Source organism: Burkholderia sp. NFPP32 (assembly GCF_900119325.1).
GTDB lineage: Bacteria > Pseudomonadota > Gammaproteobacteria > Burkholderiales > Burkholderiaceae > Burkholderia > Burkholderia pyrrocinia_C.
Window position 1 is genome coordinate 204,883 of the sequence record NZ_FPJP01000005.1, and the last position, 19,305, is coordinate 224,187.

Here is a 19,305-nt window from a genome sequence, read left to right on the forward strand (position 1 = left end):
AGCCCGCTGTGACGCGGGCTTGGATGTGTTTTGCTGCCAGGTCGTACCGGTCCGTGCCGGACGTCCAATTACTCCCACTCGATTGTCGCCGGCGGCTTCCCCGAGATGTCGTACACCACACGGTTGATCCCGCGCACCTCGTTGATGATCCGGTTCGACGCGCGGCCGAGCAGCGCGTACGGCAGGTGCGCCCAGTGTGCGGTCATGAAGTCGGTCGTCTGCACTGCGCGCAGCGACGTCACGTAGTCGTACGTGCGGCCGTCGCCCATCACGCCGACCGACTTCACCGGCAGGAACACCGCGAACGCCTGGCTCGTCAGGTCGTACCAACTCTTGCCGACATCGGCCTCGCCGCACAGGCCGGCAGCCGCATCCTGCGCGGTCGCGGTCGTGTTGCGCAGTTCCTCGATGAAGATCGCGTCCGCGCGGCGCAGCAGGTCGGCGTATTCGCGCTTCACTTCGCCGAGGATCCGCACGCCGAGGCCCGGGCCCGGGAACGGATGGCGATACACCATCTCCGGCGGCAGGCCGAGCGCGACGCCCAACTCACGCACTTCGTCCTTGAACAGGTCGCGCAGCGGCTCGAGCAGTTTCAGGCCGAGCGTTTCCGGCAGGCCACCGACGTTGTGGTGGCTCTTGATCGTCGTCGCCTTCTTCGTCTTCGTGCCGCCGGATTCGACCACGTCCGGATAGATCGTGCCCTGCGCGAGCCACTTCGCCTTCGACAGCTTCTTCGCCTCGGCCTGGAACACCTCGACGAACTCGCGGCCGATGATCTTGCGCTTCGCTTCCGGATCGGTCACGCCGGCCAGGTGGCCGAGGAACTGATCGGAGGCGTCGACGTGCACGACCTTCGCATGCAGGCGGCCCTCGAACATGTCGAGCACCATCTTGCCTTCGTTCAGGCGCAGCAGGCCGTGGTCGACGAACACGCAGGTGAGCTGGTCGCCGATCGCGCGGTGGATCAGCGCAGCCGCGACGCTCGAATCGACGCCACCCGACAGGCCGAGAATCACTTCCTCGTCACCGACCTGCTCGCGGATCTTCGCGACGGCTTCCTCGATGTGGTTGCGCATGATCCAGTCGGGCTTCGCGCCGGCGATCTGCAGCACGAAGCGCTCGATGATCTGGCGGCCCTTCACCGTATGCGTGACTTCCGGGTGGAACTGCACCGCGTAGTAGCCGCGCGCCTCGTCGGCCATGCCGGCGATCGGGCAGCTCGGCGTCGATGCCATCAGCGCGAAGCCCGGCGGCAGCTCGGCGACCTTGTCGCCATGGCTCATCCAGACCTTCAGCATCCCGTGGCCTTCGGCCGTCGTGAAATCCTCGATGCCGTCGAGCAGGCGCGTATGGCCGTGCGCGCGCATTTCCGCATAGCCGAATTCGCGATGGTCGCTCCACTCGACCTTGCCGCCGAGTTGCACGGCCATCGTCTGCATGCCGTAGCAGATGCCGAGCACCGGCACGCCGAGATCCCACACGGCCTGCGGCGCGCGCAGCTGGTGGTCTTCGTACGTGCTCGCGTGGCTGCCCGACAGGATCACCGCCTTCGGCGCGAACTCGCGGACGAAGTCGTCGGACACATCGTTCGGATGGATTTCGCAGTAGACGTGCGCTTCACGCACGCGTCGCGCAATCAGTTGGGTGACTTGCGAACCGAAGTCGAGAATCAGGATTTTGTCGTGCATGGCTGCGGACGGGATGAAGAGAATAAGAAAAGCAGCGCACGAAGCGCTGCGTCAATAGCATGGACAGCGGCGTCGGGCGGCAGGCGGCACGCGCGACGCATGGCCGTTCAATCCTGCATCGGCGGGCGCTCGTCGAGTGCGACGCCGCCTGATTGGCTGGACGCGGCCGACGACGGCGCGGCGGGCGCCGCGGGACGGCTGACGACGGGTTCGACGCGCTGCGGTGCGGGCGGCGACGCCGGCGCCATCGCCGGCTCGGCCGGACGCTGCGCCGGTGCACGCGCGTCGAGCGCCTGCGCCTTCTCGCGCCGGCGCACGGCCGATGCGAGCCGCACGCCGCCGAGGCCGAGCATGATCAGCGCGACCCCGGCCACGGCCGACAGCACCCGGCCGGCGGCCGCGAGCGCGGGACCGCTGCCGGTGCCGATCGACCAGACGATCGTCAGCACGCCGGTCAGCCAGTACACGTGGCCGACCGACCGCGCGACGGGCGCCGTGAGATCGCCGTTGAACGCCGCATGAAACGCGAGCCACGCGAGCCCGAGCAATGCGATGCCGAACGCCTGGCCGAGCATCGCCGGCTGGATGTTCGCAAGCTGCAGCGCGTTGAAGAGCGACTGCCAGGGCGTCAGCACGAACAGCACGCCGAACGCCAGCAGCAGCACGGCATCGATGATCAGCACGGCTCGCAGCAGCGGTTTCATCGGCGGTCAGTCCACGTGGTAGTTCGGCGCTTCCTTCGTGATCTGCACGTCGTGCACGTGCGACTCGCGCATGCCCGCAGCGGTGATCTGGACGAATTCGGCCTTGTCGTGCAGCTCGTCGATCGTCCGGCAGCCGCAGTAGCCCATGCTGGCTCGCACGCCGCCGACCAGCTGGAACAGGATCGCGTTGACCGAACCCTTGTACGCGACGCGGCCTTCGATGCCTTCCGGCACGAGCTTGTCGATGTTCGCCGAGTTGTCCTGGAAGTAGCGGTCTGCCGCGCCGTCCTTCATCGCACCGACCGAACCCATGCCGCGGTACGCCTTGTACTGGCGGCCCTGGTACAGGAACACGTCGCCCGGCGACTCTTCGGTGCCCGCCAGCATGCTGCCCATCATCACCGCGTTCGCGCCGGCCGCGAGGGCCTTCGACACGTCGCCCGAGAAACGCACGCCGCCGTCGGCGATGCACGGCACACCGGTGCCCTTCAGCGCTTCCGCGACGTTCGCGATCGCGCTGATCTGCGGCACGCCGACGCCCGCGACGATCCGCGTCGTGCAGATCGAGCCGGGGCCGATACCGACCTTGACCGCGTCCGCGCCGTATTCGACGAGCGCCTTCGCGGCAGCGGCCGTCGCGATGTTGCCGCCGATCACCTCGACGTGCGGGAAATTCTGCTTGACCCAGCGGACGCGCTCGAGCACGCCCTTGCTGTGACCGTGCGCGGTATCGACGACGATCACGTCGACGCCGGCCTGCACCAGCAGCTCGACGCGTTCTTCGTTGTCGGGACCGACGCCGACCGCCGCGCCTGCGCGCAGCTTGCCGTGTTCGTCCTTGCACGCGTCCGGGTGCTCGGTCTGCTTCGTGATGTCCTTGACGGTCATCAGGCCGCGCAGTTCGAACGCGTCGTTGACGACCAGCACGCGCTCGAGGCGGTGGCTGTGCATCAGCGCCTTCGCTTCGGCGAGCGGCGTGCCTTCCTTGACCGTGACGAGGCGCTCGCGCGGCGTCATGATCGACTTGACCGGCTCGTCGAGGCGCGTTTCGAAACGCAGGTCGCGGTTCGTGACGATGCCGACGAGCTGCGGGCCTTCGACGACCGGGAACCCCGAGATGCCATGCTGGCGCGACAGCGCGATTACATCGCGCACCTTCATTTGCGGCGGCACCGTGATCGGGTCACGGACGACACCCGACTCGAAACGCTTGACCTTCGCGACCTCGCGGGCCTGTTCGGCCGGCGTGAGGTTCTTGTGGACGATACCGACACCACCCTGCTGCGCCATCGCGATCGCGAGACGACCTTCGGTGACCGTGTCCATGGCGGCGGACACGAGCGGCATGTTCAGGGAGATGTTGCGGGTCAGCTTGGTCTTGAGGCTGGTGTCGCGCGGGAGAACGTCGGAAAAGGCGGGTACGAGGAGCACGTCATCGAAAGTGAGTGCTTTTTGGATCAGACGCATGGCAAATCCTATGGGCGCAAAAGCGAATTATACGCGAAGCGCTGCGAATTTTCACAACACGAACAACGGCTTAGCCGTTTTCATGCGTCCGGGGGCCGAATCGTTCGGATCGCCGTTCGGTTCGTTTTCGATCGCCTTTCGTTTCACCGCCGCATCGAGCCATTCGCGCAACGGGCTGCGCCGCGGCAACCGCGCCTGTCGCGGCCGGGCCACACGGCAGCCGCGGCACCGGTCGCCCGCGGCCCGGCAACGCGCCGGATCGGCTCGCCTCCCCGGTCTCATACCAGCCCGGCCGCGCGCGCGATCATCGCGAGACCGCCCCCGATCGCGATACCGCCGACCAGCCGCGCAACGCGCTCGCCGGCCGGCGCCAGCCGCTCGGCGGCAATCGCGACCGTCATGGCGGCCATCACGCGCAGATCCATCATGCCGGCCGCCAGCGCGATCGCCATCAGGTTCCCGCAACAGGCGCCGCAACGCGTCGCGGTTCGCACACCGTGCCGCCAGGCCGCGCCGGCATCCGGGCGCGACCGGCGCGGGCCCGCCGCAGCGTGCCGGCAGCACGCCAGCCGGCGCGCCTTCCACACCGAGAACTGCAACACGCCCGCGCCGAGCACGACCGCGCCGGCCGCGAACGGCATCGCACGGGCGAGCGCCGGCAGCCGTGCCGCGGCGGCGGTCAGCGCGCCGCCGAGCGCAAACGTCACCGCGCCGAGCGCCATCCATACCGCGAAATACCCGGCGCCCGCGACGACGACCAGCCAGGTCGAGCGCGCCGCGCCCAGCTGGCCGACGCGCTGCCGGTATCGCCAGAGCGTCGGCGCCAGCACGGGAAGCATCATCGTCACCGTCATCGCGCCCCACATGCCGGCGAACGCCGCGAACGCGCGTCCGGCGCCCCATCCGCACGGCCGCAGCCATGCGGACGAGAGCATCCAGCCGCCGGGCATCGGTTCGCCGCCCATCGCGTCCATCGACGCGTGCTGCGCCAGTGTCGCCATCGCCGCGGCGGCGAACACGGCGACGAGCGCCGCGCCGAATGCGCGCCGATCGCGGCCCGTGTCGCCGGTTGCCGGCCGTGTCATCGCACGCTCCCGCCCCGTCGCCGGCCCGCGCTCAGCCGCGCGCGTATTCGTCGTGCCGGCGCCACCACGGGCCCGCCTCGTTGCGCCCGCGCGGCGCGCGATCGAGCCACTGGTACATCCCCCACAGCCCGTCGAGGCCGCGCGCATAAGTCGAATACGTGTGATAGACGGCGCCGTCCTCGCGCACGAACGCGCTCATCCCCGGCCGGTCGAGCGAATACGTGGCCGCGTCGGTGCCGCACGTCGCCGCGAACTGCACGACGGGCGCCGGCGGCGGATCCATGTCCATCGCATGTCCCGCCCTCGCGTAGTTGTATTCGACGTCGCCCGTGCGCCGCTGCGTTTCGGTGAACGACACATTGAAGTCGAAGTTGAAATCGCTGCCGACCGACGACGCCCACGGGAAAGTCCACCCCATCCGCTGCCGGTACGCGAGCAGCTTCGCGAGCGGCGCGCGCGACACGGCCGCGAGCGTCACGTCGTGGTTCGCCAGGTGCACGGCAAAACCGTCGAAACCGTCCGCGAGCGCCGAGCACGACGGGCAGCCGGCCTTGTAGTCGGGGCCGAACATGAAGTGATAAACGAGCAGTTGCGAACGGCCGCGAAACAGGTCGTCGAGCGTCGCCTGCCCTTCTTCGGTGTCGAACCGGTAGGTCTTGTCGACGCGCACCCAAGGCAGTGCCTGGCGCCGCCGCGCGAGTTCGTCGCTTTGCCGCGTCAGCGCCTTTTCTGCTTCGAGCAGCGCCCTGCGCTCGGCCAGCCATTCGTCGCGCGTTCCGGTGAGATGGGTCGTCATTGCGGGTTCCTCCTTCCGATGGGTATCCGGGCACGGCGTACGGCGCCGTGTGCGTGGTGCTAGATTAGTGCTCGGCATCGGGCCGGAGGGAGTGACAAGTGTGTCGGGATTCGGATGGATTCGCTGATCACCGCGGCCGCGCGCGCGCTCGCGGCCGGTGATGCGCTCGGCGCACTGAACCGAGTCGCGCTGCGCGACGATGCGCCGGCGCTCGCGCTGCGCGGGATCGCGATGGCGCAGCTCGGCGATTTCGAGCGTGCGCGGGCACTCGTGCGCGGCGCCGCGCGCGCGTTCGGCGCAAAGGAAGCCGTGGCGCGTGCGCGCTGCGTCGTCGCGGAAGCCGAGATCGCGCTCGCGTCGCGCGACCTCCGCTGGCCGACGCGCGCGCTCGATGCCGCGTGCGCGACGCTCGACGCGCACGGCGACCGCGCGAACGCCGCGCATGCGCGTTATCTCGGCGTGCGCCGGCTGCTGCTGATCGGTCGCATCGACGATGCCGAACGGATGCTCGCGCATCTCGATCCCGCGCCGCTGCCGGCCGCGTCGCGCGCCGCCCATGAACTGATCGCGGCCGGCATCGCGATGCGCCGCATCCGCACGCATGCGGCTCGCGCGGCGCTCGCCCGTGCACGCGCAGCCGCCCGCGACGCCGGCATCGCCGCGCTGACGGCCGAAGTCGACACCGCCGCGCGCGTGCTCGATACGCCGGCCGCGCGACTCATCGCGCGCGGCACGTCGCGGCTCGTTCAGCTCGACGAAGTCGAGACGCTGTTCGCGTCGAATACGCTCGTCGTCGACGCGTGCCGCCACACGGTGCGCGACGCGCGCACGACCGTGTCGCTTGCGCGCCGCCCCGTGCTGTTCGTGCTCGCCCGCGCGCTCGGCGAGGCATGGCCGGCCGACGTGTCGAGAAACGCGCTCGTGGCCGCCGCGTTCCGCGCGAAACATGCGGATGAATCGCATCGCGCGCGCCTGCGCGTCGAGATCGGCCGGCTCCGAGCGGTGCTGCGGCCGCTCGCGAACGTCACCGCGACGCCGCGCGGCTTCGCGCTCGAACCGCTCGGCGTGCGCGAGACCGTCGTACTCGCGCGCCCGGTCGACGATCGCCACGCGGCCGTGCTCGCGCTCCTCGCCGACGGCGAGGCGTGGTCGAGCTCCGCGCTGGCGCTCGCGCTCGGCGCGAGCCAGCGCACCGTGCAGCGCGCGCTCGACGCGCTCGCCGAAGCGGCCAAGGTGCAGGCGCTCGGCCGCGGCCGCGCGCGCCGCTGGATGACGCCGCCGCTGCCCGGATTCGCGACGACCTTGTTACTCCCTGCCGCGCTGCCGGGAGATTAGGATGGCCTCACCGAACGACGAGGTGACGAACATGAAACGCTCCAATGCAGACATCATTCGCGAATACGGCCCGTTTCCGGGCGTCGACGGCGTGCACGGCGTCACGTTCGACGGGCGGCACGTGTGGTACGCGTCCGGCGACAAGCTGAATGCGCTCGATCCGGAGCGCGGCACGACCGTCCGCTCGCTCGACGTCGCCGCGCATGCGGGCACGGCGTTCGACGGCCGCCACCTGTTCCAGATCGTCGAGGACCGCATCGAGAAGATCGATCCGGAATCGGGCCGCGTGCTGGCGACGATCCCGGCACCCGGCGGCGGCGCCGACTCTGGGCTCGCGTGGGCCGAAGGCACGCTGTGGGTCGGCCAGTACCGCGAACGCAAGATTCATCAGATCGATCCGGAATCGGGCGCCGTGCTGCGCACGATCGAATCGAACCGCTTCGTCACCGGCGTGACGTGGGTCGACGGCGAGCTGTGGCACGGCACCTGGGAAGCCGACCAGAGCGATTTGCGGCACGTCGATCCGCGTACGGGCCAGGTGCTCGAGCAGGTCGACATGCCGCCCGGCGTCGGCGTGTCGGGGCTCGAATCCGACGGCCGCGATCTTTTCTACTGCGGCGGCGGCAACAGCGGCAAGCTGCGCACCGTGCGTCGCCCGGCGCGCGTGCGGGCGTCGGGCGACGGCGCCGGTGCGACGCCCGACCCGGCCGACGGCTGATTCGCACCGTACCGCGGCCGCGAACCCTCGAGCCCTCGATAACCAGGAACGGATCGCGACCGCTCCGTCGCACGGCACATCGAAACCCCGCCACGCCCCGAGTGCAGGAATGAACAAGACGCCGCCGAACCGGCGTCGCTAAGATGCGCGCTCGTCAGTCATGTGTTCGGAGCGGTCGATGCGGCGCGGTGTGGTCTATGGTGTTCTGGCAGGTGCCCTGTGGGGCATGGTGTTTCTCGTTCCGCGGCTGCTGACCGACTTCTCGCCGCTGCTGCTGAGCGCCGGCCGCTACGCGATGTATGGCGTCGTGTCGCTCGCGGCCGCGCTGCCGGCCGCCCGCTCGCTGCTCGCGCGGCTGACCCGCGAAGATCTCGTCGCGCTCGTGAAGCTCGCGGTCGTCGGCAACGTCGCTTACTACATGCTGCTGTCCGGCGCCGTGCATCTGATCGGCATCGCGCCCAGCTCGCTGATCGTCGGCGTATTGCCCGTCACCGTCACGCTCGCGGGCATCGGCGACCACGGCGCCGTGCCGCTGCGGCGGCTTGCCGTCCCGCTCGCACTGGTGATCGCGGGCATCGCTTGCATCAACGTCGACCTGTTCACGTCCGAGGCCGCGCACGCGACGACGCTCGGCCAGAAGCTCGCGGGCATCGCCTGCGCGGCCGGCGCGCTCGCGAGCTGGACCTGGTACGCGGTCGCGAACACGCGCTACCTGCAGCGCCATCATCATTTCGGCGGCAACGAATGGTCGGTGCTGTGGGGTGTCGTGACAGGCCTGATCGGCGCGCTCTGCTGGATCGCGATCCTCGCGCTGCCGGCCGGCACGGTGCAGGCGGCCGTCCCGGCGTCGCGCTGGCAACTGTTCTGGCTGCTGAATCTCGTACTCGCGATCGGCGCGTCATGGCTCGGCAACGGGCTGTGGAATGCGGCGTCGAAGCGGTTGCCGCTCACGCTGTCGGGTCAGTTGATCGTGTTCGAAACCGTGTTCGCGATGCTTTACGCGTTCGCCTACGACCAGCGGATGCCGCACGCGCTCGAGATCGCCGCGCTCGTGCTGCTGCTCGCAGGCGTGTACGGCTCGGTGCGACAGCACGACGACACGCCCGCCGGCGGAGACACGCCGGGCAGCGCGTCGGTCAACGCGAACGCCGCGGCCCACTGAGCGCCGCGGCGCTTGATCAGACGAATCGGAGCGGAAGGAGCGAAAGAAGCGGAATCGCGCGTCAGCGCGCGTCCTTGTGCATCCACTTGCGGCCCTCGATCGAGCCGGCGCGGCGGGACTTGTCGACGCGCCGCTGGCGCGCCAGCTTCGGATCGACGATCAGCGGGCGGTAGATCTCGACGCGATCGTGGTCGGCGAGCGGCGCGTCGAGCGGCGCGAGCTTGCCGTACACGCCCGTCTTCGCTTGCGCGAGGTCGATCTCCGGGTGCAGCGCGAGCACGCCGCTCGCGTCGATCGCCGAGCGAACGGTCGCGCCTTCGGGCAGCGACACCCGAATCAGCGTCTGGCGGTCCGGCAGCGCATAGCAGACTTCGATCGACAGCATCGCGTCACCCCTTCCCGTAGCGCTGGTCCGCACGCTTCACGAACGAATCGACGAACGTGTTCGCGATGTGGCTGAACACCGGCCCGATGATTTTCTCGAGCAGGATGCTCGAAAACTCGTAGTGCAGCGCGAATTCGATCTTGCACGCATCGGCGCGCAGCGCGGTGAAGCGCCACGAGCCCGTGAACTTCTTGAACGGGCCGTCCGTGAACTCCATGTCGATCCGCGTCGGACGCTGCTGCGTGTTGCGCGTCGCGAAATGCTGCTTGATGCCCTTGAAGTTGATATCGATGCGCGCTTCCATCCCGCTGTCGTCCTGACGGCGAATCTCGACGCCGCCGCACCAGGGCAGGAAATTGGGGTAATCGGCCACGTCGGTGACGAGGTCGAACATCTGTTCCGCCGAATGACGGATCAATACGGTTTTCTGGACATCTGCCATAAATCGCGCGGCATCGCTCAAGGTGGGAACGCAAGCCGGGCGATTCACGCCCCGCTTTGCTAAAATCGTGATTTTAAACGAGTTGGCCCGATCCTTTCATGAGCATCATCGACAACAGGAAAGCGCACTTCGATTATCACATCGAGGAACGCTACGAAGCGGGGCTCGTGCTTGAGGGCTGGGAAGTCAAGGCGCTGCGTGCCGGGCGAGGCCAGATCAAGGAAGGCTACGTCGTGGTGAAGAACGCCGAGATCTTCCTGATCGGCACCCATATCAGCCCGCTGCCCGAAGCCTCGACGCACATCAAGCCCGACCCGGTCCGCACGCGCAAGCTGCTGCTGCACCGTGAGGAAATCAAGAAACTGATCGGCAAGGTCGAGCAGCGCGGCTACACGCTCGTGCCGCTGAACTTCCACTACAAGGGCGGCCGCGTGAAGTGCGACATCGCGCTCGCGAAAGGCAAGAAACTGCACGACAAGCGCGAAACCGAGAAGAAGCGCGACTGGGAACGCGAGAAAGCGCGCATCATGCGCGCCGGCACCTGACGCGCGCGATACGCATCACAAACGATACGGCCCGCTCGAAGCGGGCCGTGTTGCTTTGTAAAGCGTGATTCGCACATATCGGCGACCGGACGCGGGCGGCGGGATTCCGGATGCCGCGCCGGTTCGGTTGACGATACGGGCCAGCCGGCAACCGACGGACCTCATCCGAGCCCGCCCGGCTGCGCGACGATTCGCCGCACGCCTATCGCATACGGCAGCCGTCGGCACATAGTGCGTCCGGCTCAGCCCTTCCCGCCCGCGACCGGCGACGCGTTCTTGACGATCGACATCGCCGATGCGATCGCACTGCCGAGATCCGACAGGTTCGACGGCACGATCAGCGTATTGCCCTGCTTCGCGAGATTCGAGAACGCGCCGACATACTGCTCGGCGACCTTCAGGTTCACCGCGTCCATCCCGCCCTGCGACTGGATCGCGCTCGCGATCTTCTGGATCGCCTGCGCGTTCGCCTCGGCCACCGCGAGAATCGCGGCCGCCTCGCCCTGCGCCTGGTTGATCGCGGCCTGCCGCTCGCCTTCGGACTTCTGGATCGCCGCCTCGCGCGCGCCCGACGCGAGGTTGATCTGCTCCTGCTTGCGGCCTTCGGACGCGGCGATCAGCGCGCGCTTCTCGCGCTCGGCGGTGATCTGTGCCTGCATCGCGTGCAGAATCTCCTTCGGCGGCGTCAGGTCCTTGATCTCGTAGCGCAGCACTTTCACGCCCCAGTTCGCCGCGGCCTCGTCGAGCGCCGACACGATGCTGTGGTTGATGAAGTCGCGCTCCTCGAAGGTCTTGTCGAGCTCCAGCTTGCCGATTACCGAGCGCAGCATCGTTTGCGACAACTGCGTGATCGCGAGCACGAAGTTGCTCGACCCGTACGACGCCTTCATCGGGTCCATCACCTGGAAATACAGCACGCCGTCGACCTGAAGCTGCGTGTTGTCGCGCGTGATGCAGATCTGGCTCGGCACGTCGAGCGGAATTTCCTTCAGCACGTGCCGGTACGCGATGCGATCGACGAACGGCAGCACGATGTTCAGCCCCGGCGACAGCGTCGCGTGATAGCGACCGAAGCGCTCGAGCACCCACGCATGCTGCTGCGGCACGATCTTCACCGTCTTCGACACGATCACGATCGCGATGACGAGCAGGACAACCCAGATGATCAGCGAATCCATGAACTATTCCCTCCTTGTTGTATCGGCGGACAATCAGCCCGCGGGTTTCGCCACGACCACGAGACAGTTGCCGCGCACGGCGCTTACCTGATACACGTGCGCATCGTCGCGCTCGCCGTTCGCGAGCTCGACGTCCCAGTCGGCGCCGCGATACTGCACGCGCGCACGACCGTCACGCCACGCGTCGACCGTAACGGTCGCACCGATATCGAGATTGATGTCGGGATTCGTCGACGTGTCGCGCTTCTGCTTGCGGCCGAGCCCCGAACGGCGCAGCACGATCATCGCGACGATCGCCACCACGGCCGCCGCGCCGAACTGCACGTGCGGCGCGAAACCCGCCAGTTGCAGCAACCCGCCCGCGAGAAAGCCGAGCGCGATCATCAGCAGATAGAACGTGCCCGTCAGCAACTCGGCCACGACCAGCACACCCACCGCAACCCACCAGAACAGATGCCCCGACATCATTGTGGTCTCCAGAAAACGCCCCAACGCTCACTTGCGTTGCATGGGACCGGAGTACGCGCTGAAGCGCTACTCCGGATCGACACGTTCACCTCCCCTCGAGGGGGCGGTCGGCACGCTTGGGGCGGCCCGGCGCGTCCCGACAAACAAAAACACCCCGGCGTCTACCGGGGTGTTTATAGCATGAACCTTGCATTTTGCCTTCAACGAAAGCGCGGCGGACCCGCGCTTTCGCCGAAGGTGCGTTACCGGCCGTTACTTCCGGTTGGCGAGCGCCTGCCACGTATCGATGATCGTGTCCGGGTTCAGCGAGATCGACACGATGCCTTCGTCGGCCAGCCATTGGGCGAAGTCCGGGTGATCGGACGGGCCCTGGCCGCAGATGCCGACGTACTTGCCCATCTTGCGGCAGGTATCGATCGCACGCTTCAGCAGGAACTTGACGGCCGGATCGCGTTCGTCGAAGTCGACTGCCAGCAGTTCCATGCCCGAGTCGCGGTCGAGGCCGAGCGTGAGCTGCGTGAGGTCGTTCGAGCCGATCGAGAAACCGTCGAAGTGCTGCAGGAAGTCTTCGGCGAGGATCGCGTTGGTCGGGACTTCGCACATCATCACGAGGCGCAGGCCGTTTTCGCCGCGCTTCAGGCCGAACTTCTCGAGCAGGCCGACGACACGCTCCGCCTGCTTCACGGTACGCACGAACGGCACCATGATCTCGACGTTGGTCAGGCCCATCTCGTCGCGCACGCGCTTCAGTGCACGGCACTCCATCTCGAACGCCGGCGCGAAGTCTTCCGCGATGTAGCGCGACGCGCCGCGGAAGCCCAGCATCGGGTTTTCCTCGTCCGGCTCGTAACGCGAACCGCCGATCAGCTTCTTGTACTCGTTCGACTTGAAGTCGGACAGGCGCACGATCACGGGCTTCGGATAGAACGCCGCGGCGATCGTCGCGACACCTTCCGTCAGCTTGTCGACATAGAACTGACGCGGCGACGCGTGGCCGCGCGCGACGCTCTCGACGGCCTTCTTCAAGTCCTGGTCGATGTTCGGGTACTCGAGAATCGCCTTCGGGTGAACGCCGATGTTGTTGTTGATGATGAACTCGAGACGCGCGAGGCCCACGCCGCCGTTCGGCAGCTGCGAGAAGTCGAACGCGAGCTGCGGGTTGCCGACGTTCATCATGATCTTGACCGGGATTTCCGGCAGTTCGCCGCGCTGCACTTCCGTGACTTCCGTCTCGAGCAGGCCGTCGTAGATCTTGCCTTCGTCGCCTTCCGCGCACGACACGGTGACGAGCGCGCCGTCCTTCAGCACGTCGGTTGCGTCGCCGCAGCCGACGACCGCCGGCACGCCGAGCTCACGCGCGATGATCGCCGCGTGGCAGGTCCGGCCGCCACGGTTCGTGACGATCGCGGCTGCACGCTTCATCACCGGCTCCCAGTTCGGGTCGGTCATGTCGGCAACCAGCACGTCGCCCGGCTGCACGCGTTCCATTTCCGACGGATCCTGGATCACGCGCACGCGGCCCGCGCCGATCTTCTGGCCGATCGCACGGCCCGTCGCGAGAACCTGCGACTGGCTCTTCAGCTTGAAGCGCTGCTCGGCCTTGCCGCTCGCCTGGCTCTTCACCGTTTCCGGACGCGCCTGCAGGATGAAGATCTTGCCGTCGCGGCCGTCCTTGCCCCACTCGATGTCCATCGGACGCTGGTAGTGCTTCTCGATGATGACCGCGTACTTCGCCAGCTCGATCACGTCCTCGTCGGTGATCGAGTAGCGGTTGCGCTGCTCGTGCGACACGTCGACCGTCTTCACGCGGCCCGGCTCGCCCGGCTGCGTGAATTCCATCTTGATCAGCTTCGAGCCGATCGAGCGGCGGATGATCGGGTATTTGTCCTGTGCGAGCGTCGTCTTGAACACATAGAACTCGTCCGGGTTCACCGCGCCCTGCACGACGGTTTCGCCCAGGCCGTAGCTCGACGTGATGAACACGGCGTCCTTGAAGCCCGATTCGGTGTCGATCGTGAACATCACGCCGGCGGCGCCGACGTCCGAGCGGACCATGCGCTGCACGCCGGCCGACAGAGCGACCTCGGCGTGCGTGAAGCCCTTGTGCACGCGGTACGAGATCGCGCGGTCGTTATACAGCGACGCGAACACGTGCTTCATGCGGTCGAGCACGTCTTCGATGCCGACGACGTTCAGGTACGACTCCTGCTGGCCGGCGAACGATGCGTCGGGCAGGTCTTCCGCGGTCGCGGACGAGCGCACGGCGAACGACAGCTCGCCCGGCGAGCCGTTCTTCAGGACTTCGAACTGCGCGCGGATTTCCTGCTCGAGGCGCGCCTGCATCGGCGCGTCGACGATCCACTTGCGGATTTCGGCACCGGCTTCGGCGAGCGCCTTCACGTCGTCGATGTCGAGCGACTCGAGACGCTTGGCGATGCGGTCGGTAAGGTCGTTGTGCGTGAGGAAATCGCGGAAGGCGAGCGCGGTCGTGGCGAAACCGGTGGGCACGCGAACGCCAGCTTCGGAAAGCTGGCTGATCATCTCGCCGAGCGACGCATTCTTGCCGCCGACGATCTCCACATCGGTCATCCGCAACTGCTCGAACGGAATTACATACGCCTGGTCCTTTGCGACGTTTGCTGCGTTAGTCATACAAGCCCCTAAGTGTGAAAAAAATGCTCGATCGCGCAAGTGGGCTTGGACGCGGGCGCTTGCAAAAAGGCGCGGCGCGTCTTGCGCAACCTGTTAGATAAACACTCGCAGGGCGGAAAATCTTCCGACCCGATTTGCAAAAATCCCGGCAGAAGGGCGATATTTGCAGACAAATCGCCAAACTTGCCGGGAATTTTGGAATCGAGCGGCGAAGCCACGGGCGCCGTTCGCGCCCTGCCCCCGCAATTGCTTATCCAACAGGTTGCCGCTATTCTACCGTGCCGGCTGCCGGATGTGGCGCGACCTTGTCACTGTGTCTGGAGGCGAACCTCCAGCCGCCCCGTGCAACCGCCCTTCACGTTCGACGCCCAGATTCATGCTGCCTACCGTTTTCATCGTCTCCGACGGCACCGGGATTACTGCCGAAACCTTCGCGCACTCGATCCTCTCCCAGTTCGACCAGAAATTCCGTCTCGTGCGCGTGCCGTTCGTCGACTCGCTCGACAAGGCCTATGCGACCGTCGAGAAGATCAACGAGGCCGCCGTGCACGACGGCCGCCGCGCGATCGTATTCACGACGCTCGTCGACAGCGAGTCGAACGACATCGTCAAGCGCTCCAACGCGCTCGTGCTCGACATGTTCCAGCGCTTCGTCGAGCCGCTCGAGCAGGAGCTGGAGCTCAAGTCGAGCCACGCGATGGGCCGCGGTCACCAGAACGCGGATACCGAGGAATACAAGACGCGGATCGAGGCGATCAACTTCTCGCTCGCGCACGACGACGGCCAGTCGAACCGCAACCTGTCGGAGGCCGACGTGATCCTCGTCGGCGTGTCGCGCAGCGGCAAGACGCCGACGAGCCTGTATCTCGCGATGCAGTACGGCGTGAAGGCCGCGAACTATCCGCTGATTCCGGAAGACTTCGAACGCGGCAAGCTGCCGTCGGCGCTCTCCGCGCACCGCGAAAAGCTGTTCGGGCTGTCGATCGACCCGCAGCGCCTGTCCGAGATCCGCAACGAGCGACGGCCGGGCAGCAAGTACGCGGCGCCCGAGAACTGCCGCTTCGAGATCAACGAGGCCGAAGCGATGATGCGTCGCGAAGGGATCAAGTGGCTGTCGTCGACGCACAAGTCGATCGAGGAAATCGCGACGACGATCCTGCAGGAAATCCGCCTCGACCGGCAGTCGTACTGAGCGCCGGCGCGCTTGCGGCCGCTCGGCCGCAGCCGGAAACAAAAAGGCCGCCTGCACATGCAGGCGGCCTTTTTCGTGGTGCGGGGAATGCTTGCGTGGGGCGTCACGCAGGCCGCTGCTGTCGCACCTGCTCGAACAGGCAGATCGCCGCTGCTGCCGCGACATTCAGCGACTCCATCCCGCCCGGCTGCGGAATCGTCACGCGATGCGTGGCCGCATCGCGCCAGAACGCCGATACGCCGGCGCCCTCGTTGCCGAACACCCATGCGACGGGCCCCGACAGGTCGCAGTCGTAGAGCGCCTGCGCGCCATGCGAATCGGTCAGCGCGACCGGTAGGTCGAGGCGTTCGGCGAGCGCCGCGGCGTCAACGTCTTCGTGGATCGACAGCAGGAAATGCGCGCCCATGCCCGAGCGCAGCACCTTCGACGACCACGCATAGGCCGTGCCCGGCGCACAGAACACGTGGCGCACACCGGCCGCCGCGGCGCTGCGCAGGATCGAGCCGACGTTGCCGGCGTCCTGCACGCCGTCGAGCACGACCGACGTGTGCGTCACGCGCTCAGGCAGCGGTTGCGCCGGCCGGTCGACGAGCAGCAGGAACCCGACGCCGTTGACGACGTTCGACAACTGCCCGAACAGCGCATCGGGCAGCGTGACGACACGCTGCGCGTCGATGCGCGCGACGATCGCCTGCGCCTCGGCGTGGCCGAGCGCGCCTTCGGTCGCCACGCACAGCTCGGGCGTCGCCCCCGTATCGAGGTACGCGCTCGCGAGATGGAATCCTTCGAGCATCGCCTGGCCGCCGCGGCGCTGATGGTGCGTCGAACCCGCGAGCGCCTTCAGGCGCTTGTACAGCGGGTTGTCACGGGAAGTAATGCTTTTCATCGAATCAGGTCGAGTGCCGCCCGGACCGGCGCGAACGAGCGCCGGTGCGCTTCGCACGGGCCGTGCTCGCGCAGCGCGGCAAGGTGTTTCGCGGTGCCGTAACCCGCATGCACGTCGAAACCGTACACCGGGAAGCGTTCGTGCAGGTCGACGAGCATGCGGTCACGCGTGACCTTCGCGAGGATCGACGCGGCCGAGATGCTCGGTACGAGCGCATCGCCGCTGACGATCGCCTCGGCACGCACCGTCAGCGTCGGGCAGCGGTTGCCGTCGATCTGCGCGAGCGTCGGCAGGACCGACAGGCCCTCGACGGCCCGCTTCATCGCGAGCATCGTTGCGTGCAGGATGTTCAACGTATCGATTTCGTCGACGCTTGCCGACGCAACGCAATACGCGCGCGAACGCGCGACGATCAGGTCGTACAGCACGTCGCGCTTCTTCGCGGACAGCGCCTTCGAATCGTCGAGCCCGTCGATCGGCTGCGCCGGATCGAGAATCACCGCCGCGGCCACCACCGGCCCCGCGAGCGGGCCGCGGCCGGCTTCGTCGACGCCGCAGACGATCTCGTCGGGCCGGCTGAAGTCGAAGCCGCCCTGCACGTCGCTCGACGCGCGGCGGCGCGGTGCACGTACTGCCGTCATGCGCGCCCCTTGCGTTGTTCGAGCACGCGCACGACCGCTTCGGCCGCCTTCGCGGCCGTGTTCTGCCGCAGCGAAAGATGCATTTCGGTAAACACGTCGGTCAGCGTGCGGCGGTTCGCGTCGTCGCGCAGCTGCGTGAGCGTCGCATCGGCGAGCGCCTCGGGCGTCGCGAAATGCTGCAGCAGCTCGGGCACGACGAAGCGCCCCGCCAGGATGTTCGGCAAGCCGACATACGGCAGGTAGCCCTGCCGGCGCATGATCTGCCCGGTCAGCCAGGGCACCTTGTACGAGATCACCATCGGCTTCTTCAGCAGCGCGGCTTCCAGCGTGACGGTGCCGCTCTTCACGAGGATCGCGTCGGCGGCCGTCATCGCGACCTGCGAGCGGCCATCGGTGATCGTCAGCGCGAGCTGCGGATGCGCGTCGACGAGCGGCTGCAGCAGCTCGCGCAGCGCGGGCGTCGCCGCCGGCATCACGAACCGCACGCCGGGCTCGCGCTGCTGCATCAGTGCCATCGCCGCGAAGAACGTCGGGCCGATCAGCGCAATCTCCGAGCGCCGGCTGCCCGGCAGCACCGCGATCACGGGACCGTCCGCGGGCAGGCCGAGCGCGATGCGCGCGCCATGCGTGTCGGGCTCTAGCGGGATCTCGTCGGCCAGCGGATGGCCGACGTAGGTCGACGCGACGCCTGCCTTGTCGAGAATCGCCGGCTCGAACGGGAACAGGCACAGCATGTGATCGACGGACTTCGCGATCTTCTTGATCCGGCCGCCGCGCCATGCCCAGATCGACGGGCACACGAAGTGGATCGACGGGATGCCCGCGTCGCGCACGGCCTGCTCGACGCTGAAGTTGAAATCCGGCGCGTCGATGCCGATGAACGCGGCCGGCCGCTCCGCGAGCACCTGGCGCTTCAGCTCGCCGCGAATCCGCAGGATCTCGGGAATCTGGCCCAGCGCCTCGACATAACCGCGCACGGTCAGCTTGTCCATCTGCCAGTGCGAATCGAAGCCCTGCGCGATCATCCGCGGCCCGCCGATCCCGTAGTACTGGGCCGATTCGGGCAGCCGCTCGCGCAGCCCGCCGAGCAGCGACGCCGCGAGCAGGTCGCCCGATGGCTCGCCTGCCACCATCGCGAGCCGGAGCTGATTGGTCGGAAACGGCATCGCTTAGCGGATGATGCCGCGTTGCGACGCGTCGATGAACTCGACGAGCGCCTTCACCGGCGCATCGCCGTCGCCGCCCGCCTCCGCCAGCTCGCGCAGCTGCACCTTCGCTTCCTCGAGCGACAGGCCGTTCTTGTACAGCAGGCGGTACGCGCTGCGCAGCGCCGAAATCGCTTCGGGCGAGAAACCGCGCCGGCGCAGCCCTTCGATGTTGATCCCGTGCGGCTCGGCCTTGTTGCCTGCCGCGATCACGAACGGCGGAATGTCCTGCACGAGCGCCGACGCGCCGCCCAGCATCGAGTGCGCACCGATGCGCACGAACTGGTGAACGCCCGACATCCCGCCGACGATCGCCCAGTCGCCGATCTCGACGTGGCCGGCCATCTGCGCGTTGCTCGACAGGATCACGTGGCTGCCGACGCTGCAGTCATGGCCGATGTGCACATAGGCCATGATCCAGTTGTCGTCGCCGAGCGTCGTTACGCCGACGTCCTGCACCGTGCCCGTGTGGATCGTCGTGAATTCGCGGATCGTGTTGCGGTTGCCGATCACGAGCTTCGTCGGCTCGTCCTTGTACTTCATGTCCTGCGGACGGCCGCCGACCGATGCGTAATGGCCGATGCGATTGTCCTCGCCGAGCACCGTGTGACCTTCGATCACACTGTGCGAGCCGATCGTCGTGCGCGCGCCGATCGTGACGTTCGGGCCGACGATCGCGTACGGGCCGATCTCGACCGATTCGTCGATCTGCGCGCCCGGTTCGACGATCGCGGTGGGATGAATCCTGGTCATGCG

19 protein-coding genes are annotated in these 19,305 nt (G+C 67.4%); 5 read left to right on the forward strand and 14 right to left on the reverse strand.

Translation table 11 applies throughout. The annotated features are described in order from the left end of the window. Positions 1 to 68: 68 nt before the first annotated feature. From guaA to BT264_RS12660, 5 genes are all read right to left on the reverse strand, one after another. Positions 69 to 1,688 (reverse strand): glutamine-hydrolyzing GMP synthase, encoded by a 1,620-nt coding sequence (gene guaA, locus BT264_RS12640; protein WP_072437108.1) that lies wholly within the window; start codon positions 1,686 to 1,688, stop codon positions 69 to 71. 107 nt (positions 1,689 to 1,795) lie between these two features. Further along, complete coding sequence (locus BT264_RS12645; RefSeq protein ID WP_072437107.1) at positions 1,796 to 2,392, reverse strand: hypothetical protein; 597 nt, start codon at positions 2,390 to 2,392, stop codon at positions 1,796 to 1,798. Between the two features lie 6 nt (positions 2,393 to 2,398). Continuing rightward, the gene (gene guaB / locus BT264_RS12650; RefSeq protein ID WP_034181136.1) at positions 2,399 to 3,859 is read right to left on the reverse strand and encodes an IMP dehydrogenase; all 1,461 of its coding nucleotides are present in this window, start codon (positions 3,857 to 3,859) and stop codon (positions 2,399 to 2,401) included. A gap of 278 nt (positions 3,860 to 4,137) precedes the next feature. Continuing rightward, positions 4,138 to 4,944 carry a DUF2182 domain-containing protein gene (locus BT264_RS12655; RefSeq protein ID WP_072437106.1) on the reverse strand — a complete coding sequence of 269 codons (807 nt, stop codon included), beginning with the start codon at positions 4,942 to 4,944 and terminating at the stop codon, positions 4,138 to 4,140. Between the two features lie 31 nt (positions 4,945 to 4,975). Further along, positions 4,976 to 5,740: a DUF899 domain-containing protein gene (locus tag BT264_RS12660; RefSeq protein ID WP_072437105.1), complete on the reverse strand. Its 765-nt coding sequence runs from the start codon at positions 5,738 to 5,740 to the stop codon at positions 4,976 to 4,978. A 114-nt stretch (positions 5,741 to 5,854) separates the two neighbouring features. Here BT264_RS12660 and BT264_RS12665 point away from each other — a divergent pair, with 114 nt between their 5' ends. From BT264_RS12665 to BT264_RS12675, 3 genes are all read left to right on the forward strand, one after another. Beyond that, positions 5,855 to 7,075 (forward strand): helix-turn-helix domain-containing protein, encoded by a 1,221-nt coding sequence (locus BT264_RS12665; protein WP_072437104.1) that lies wholly within the window; start codon positions 5,855 to 5,857, stop codon positions 7,073 to 7,075. A gap of 31 nt (positions 7,076 to 7,106) precedes the next feature. After that, positions 7,107 to 7,793 carry a Vgb family protein gene (locus BT264_RS12670; protein ID WP_072437258.1) on the forward strand — a complete coding sequence of 229 codons (687 nt, stop codon included), beginning with the start codon at positions 7,107 to 7,109 and terminating at the stop codon, positions 7,791 to 7,793. 178 nt (positions 7,794 to 7,971) lie between these two features. Beyond that, on the forward strand, positions 7,972 to 8,955 hold the full coding sequence (locus tag BT264_RS12675) for a DMT family transporter (protein WP_072437103.1): 984 nt from the start codon (positions 7,972 to 7,974) through the stop codon (positions 8,953 to 8,955). A 61-nt stretch (positions 8,956 to 9,016) separates the two neighbouring features. Here BT264_RS12675 and BT264_RS12680 read toward each other — a convergent pair whose 3' ends face one another. Further along, entirely contained in the window at positions 9,017 to 9,340 is a 324-nt protein-coding gene (locus BT264_RS12680; RefSeq protein ID WP_034181131.1) for an RnfH family protein, read from the reverse strand. Positions 9,341 to 9,344: 4 nt separating this feature from the next. Further along, entirely contained in the window at positions 9,345 to 9,782 is a 438-nt protein-coding gene (locus BT264_RS12685) for a type II toxin-antitoxin system RatA family toxin (protein WP_034181130.1), read from the reverse strand. 98 nt (positions 9,783 to 9,880) lie between these two features. Here BT264_RS12685 and smpB point away from each other — a divergent pair, with 98 nt between their 5' ends. After that, positions 9,881 to 10,327, forward strand: a complete 447-nt coding sequence (smpB, locus tag BT264_RS12695) for an SsrA-binding protein SmpB (protein WP_006478511.1) — start codon at positions 9,881 to 9,883, stop codon at positions 10,325 to 10,327. Between the two features lie 242 nt (positions 10,328 to 10,569). Here smpB and BT264_RS12700 read toward each other — a convergent pair whose 3' ends face one another. The 3 genes from BT264_RS12700 to ppsA all read right to left on the reverse strand — a co-directional run bounded on the left by BT264_RS12700 (position 10,570) and on the right by ppsA (position 14,625). Next, a complete protein-coding gene (locus BT264_RS12700; protein WP_072437102.1) occupies positions 10,570 to 11,505 on the reverse strand; it encodes an SPFH domain-containing protein in 936 nt (311 codons plus the stop codon). Between the two features lie 33 nt (positions 11,506 to 11,538). Continuing rightward, the gene (locus BT264_RS12705) at positions 11,539 to 11,973 is read right to left on the reverse strand and encodes an NfeD family protein (RefSeq protein ID WP_072437101.1); all 435 of its coding nucleotides are present in this window, start codon (positions 11,971 to 11,973) and stop codon (positions 11,539 to 11,541) included. A 252-nt stretch (positions 11,974 to 12,225) separates the two neighbouring features. Beyond that, positions 12,226 to 14,625 (reverse strand): phosphoenolpyruvate synthase, encoded by a 2,400-nt coding sequence (ppsA, locus tag BT264_RS12710; RefSeq protein ID WP_072437100.1) that lies wholly within the window; start codon positions 14,623 to 14,625, stop codon positions 12,226 to 12,228. A gap of 376 nt (positions 14,626 to 15,001) precedes the next feature. Here ppsA and BT264_RS12720 point away from each other — a divergent pair, with 376 nt between their 5' ends. Further along, a complete protein-coding gene (locus tag BT264_RS12720; protein ID WP_034181125.1) occupies positions 15,002 to 15,817 on the forward strand; it encodes a posphoenolpyruvate synthetase regulatory kinase/phosphorylase PpsR in 816 nt (271 codons plus the stop codon). 103 nt (positions 15,818 to 15,920) lie between these two features. Here BT264_RS12720 and BT264_RS12725 read toward each other — a convergent pair whose 3' ends face one another. From BT264_RS12725 to lpxA, 4 genes are read right to left on the reverse strand one after another with little or no spacing between them, the layout of a single operon-like run. Then, entirely contained in the window at positions 15,921 to 16,703 is a 783-nt protein-coding gene (locus BT264_RS12725; protein ID WP_072437098.1) for a TrmH family RNA methyltransferase, read from the reverse strand. Then, positions 16,700 to 17,344 (reverse strand): ribonuclease HII, encoded by a 645-nt coding sequence (gene rnhB, locus BT264_RS12730; protein WP_072437097.1) that lies wholly within the window; start codon positions 17,342 to 17,344, stop codon positions 16,700 to 16,702. The genes BT264_RS12725 and rnhB overlap by 4 nt, the downstream gene beginning before the upstream one ends. Beyond that, a complete protein-coding gene (lpxB, locus tag BT264_RS12735; protein WP_072437096.1) occupies positions 17,341 to 18,510 on the reverse strand; it encodes a lipid-A-disaccharide synthase in 1,170 nt (389 codons plus the stop codon). The genes rnhB and lpxB overlap by 4 nt, the downstream gene beginning before the upstream one ends. 3 nt (positions 18,511 to 18,513) lie before the next feature. Next, the gene (gene lpxA, locus BT264_RS12740; protein ID WP_072437095.1) at positions 18,514 to 19,302 is read right to left on the reverse strand and encodes an acyl-ACP--UDP-N-acetylglucosamine O-acyltransferase; all 789 of its coding nucleotides are present in this window, start codon (positions 19,300 to 19,302) and stop codon (positions 18,514 to 18,516) included. Positions 19,303 to 19,305: the final 3 nt, after the last annotated feature.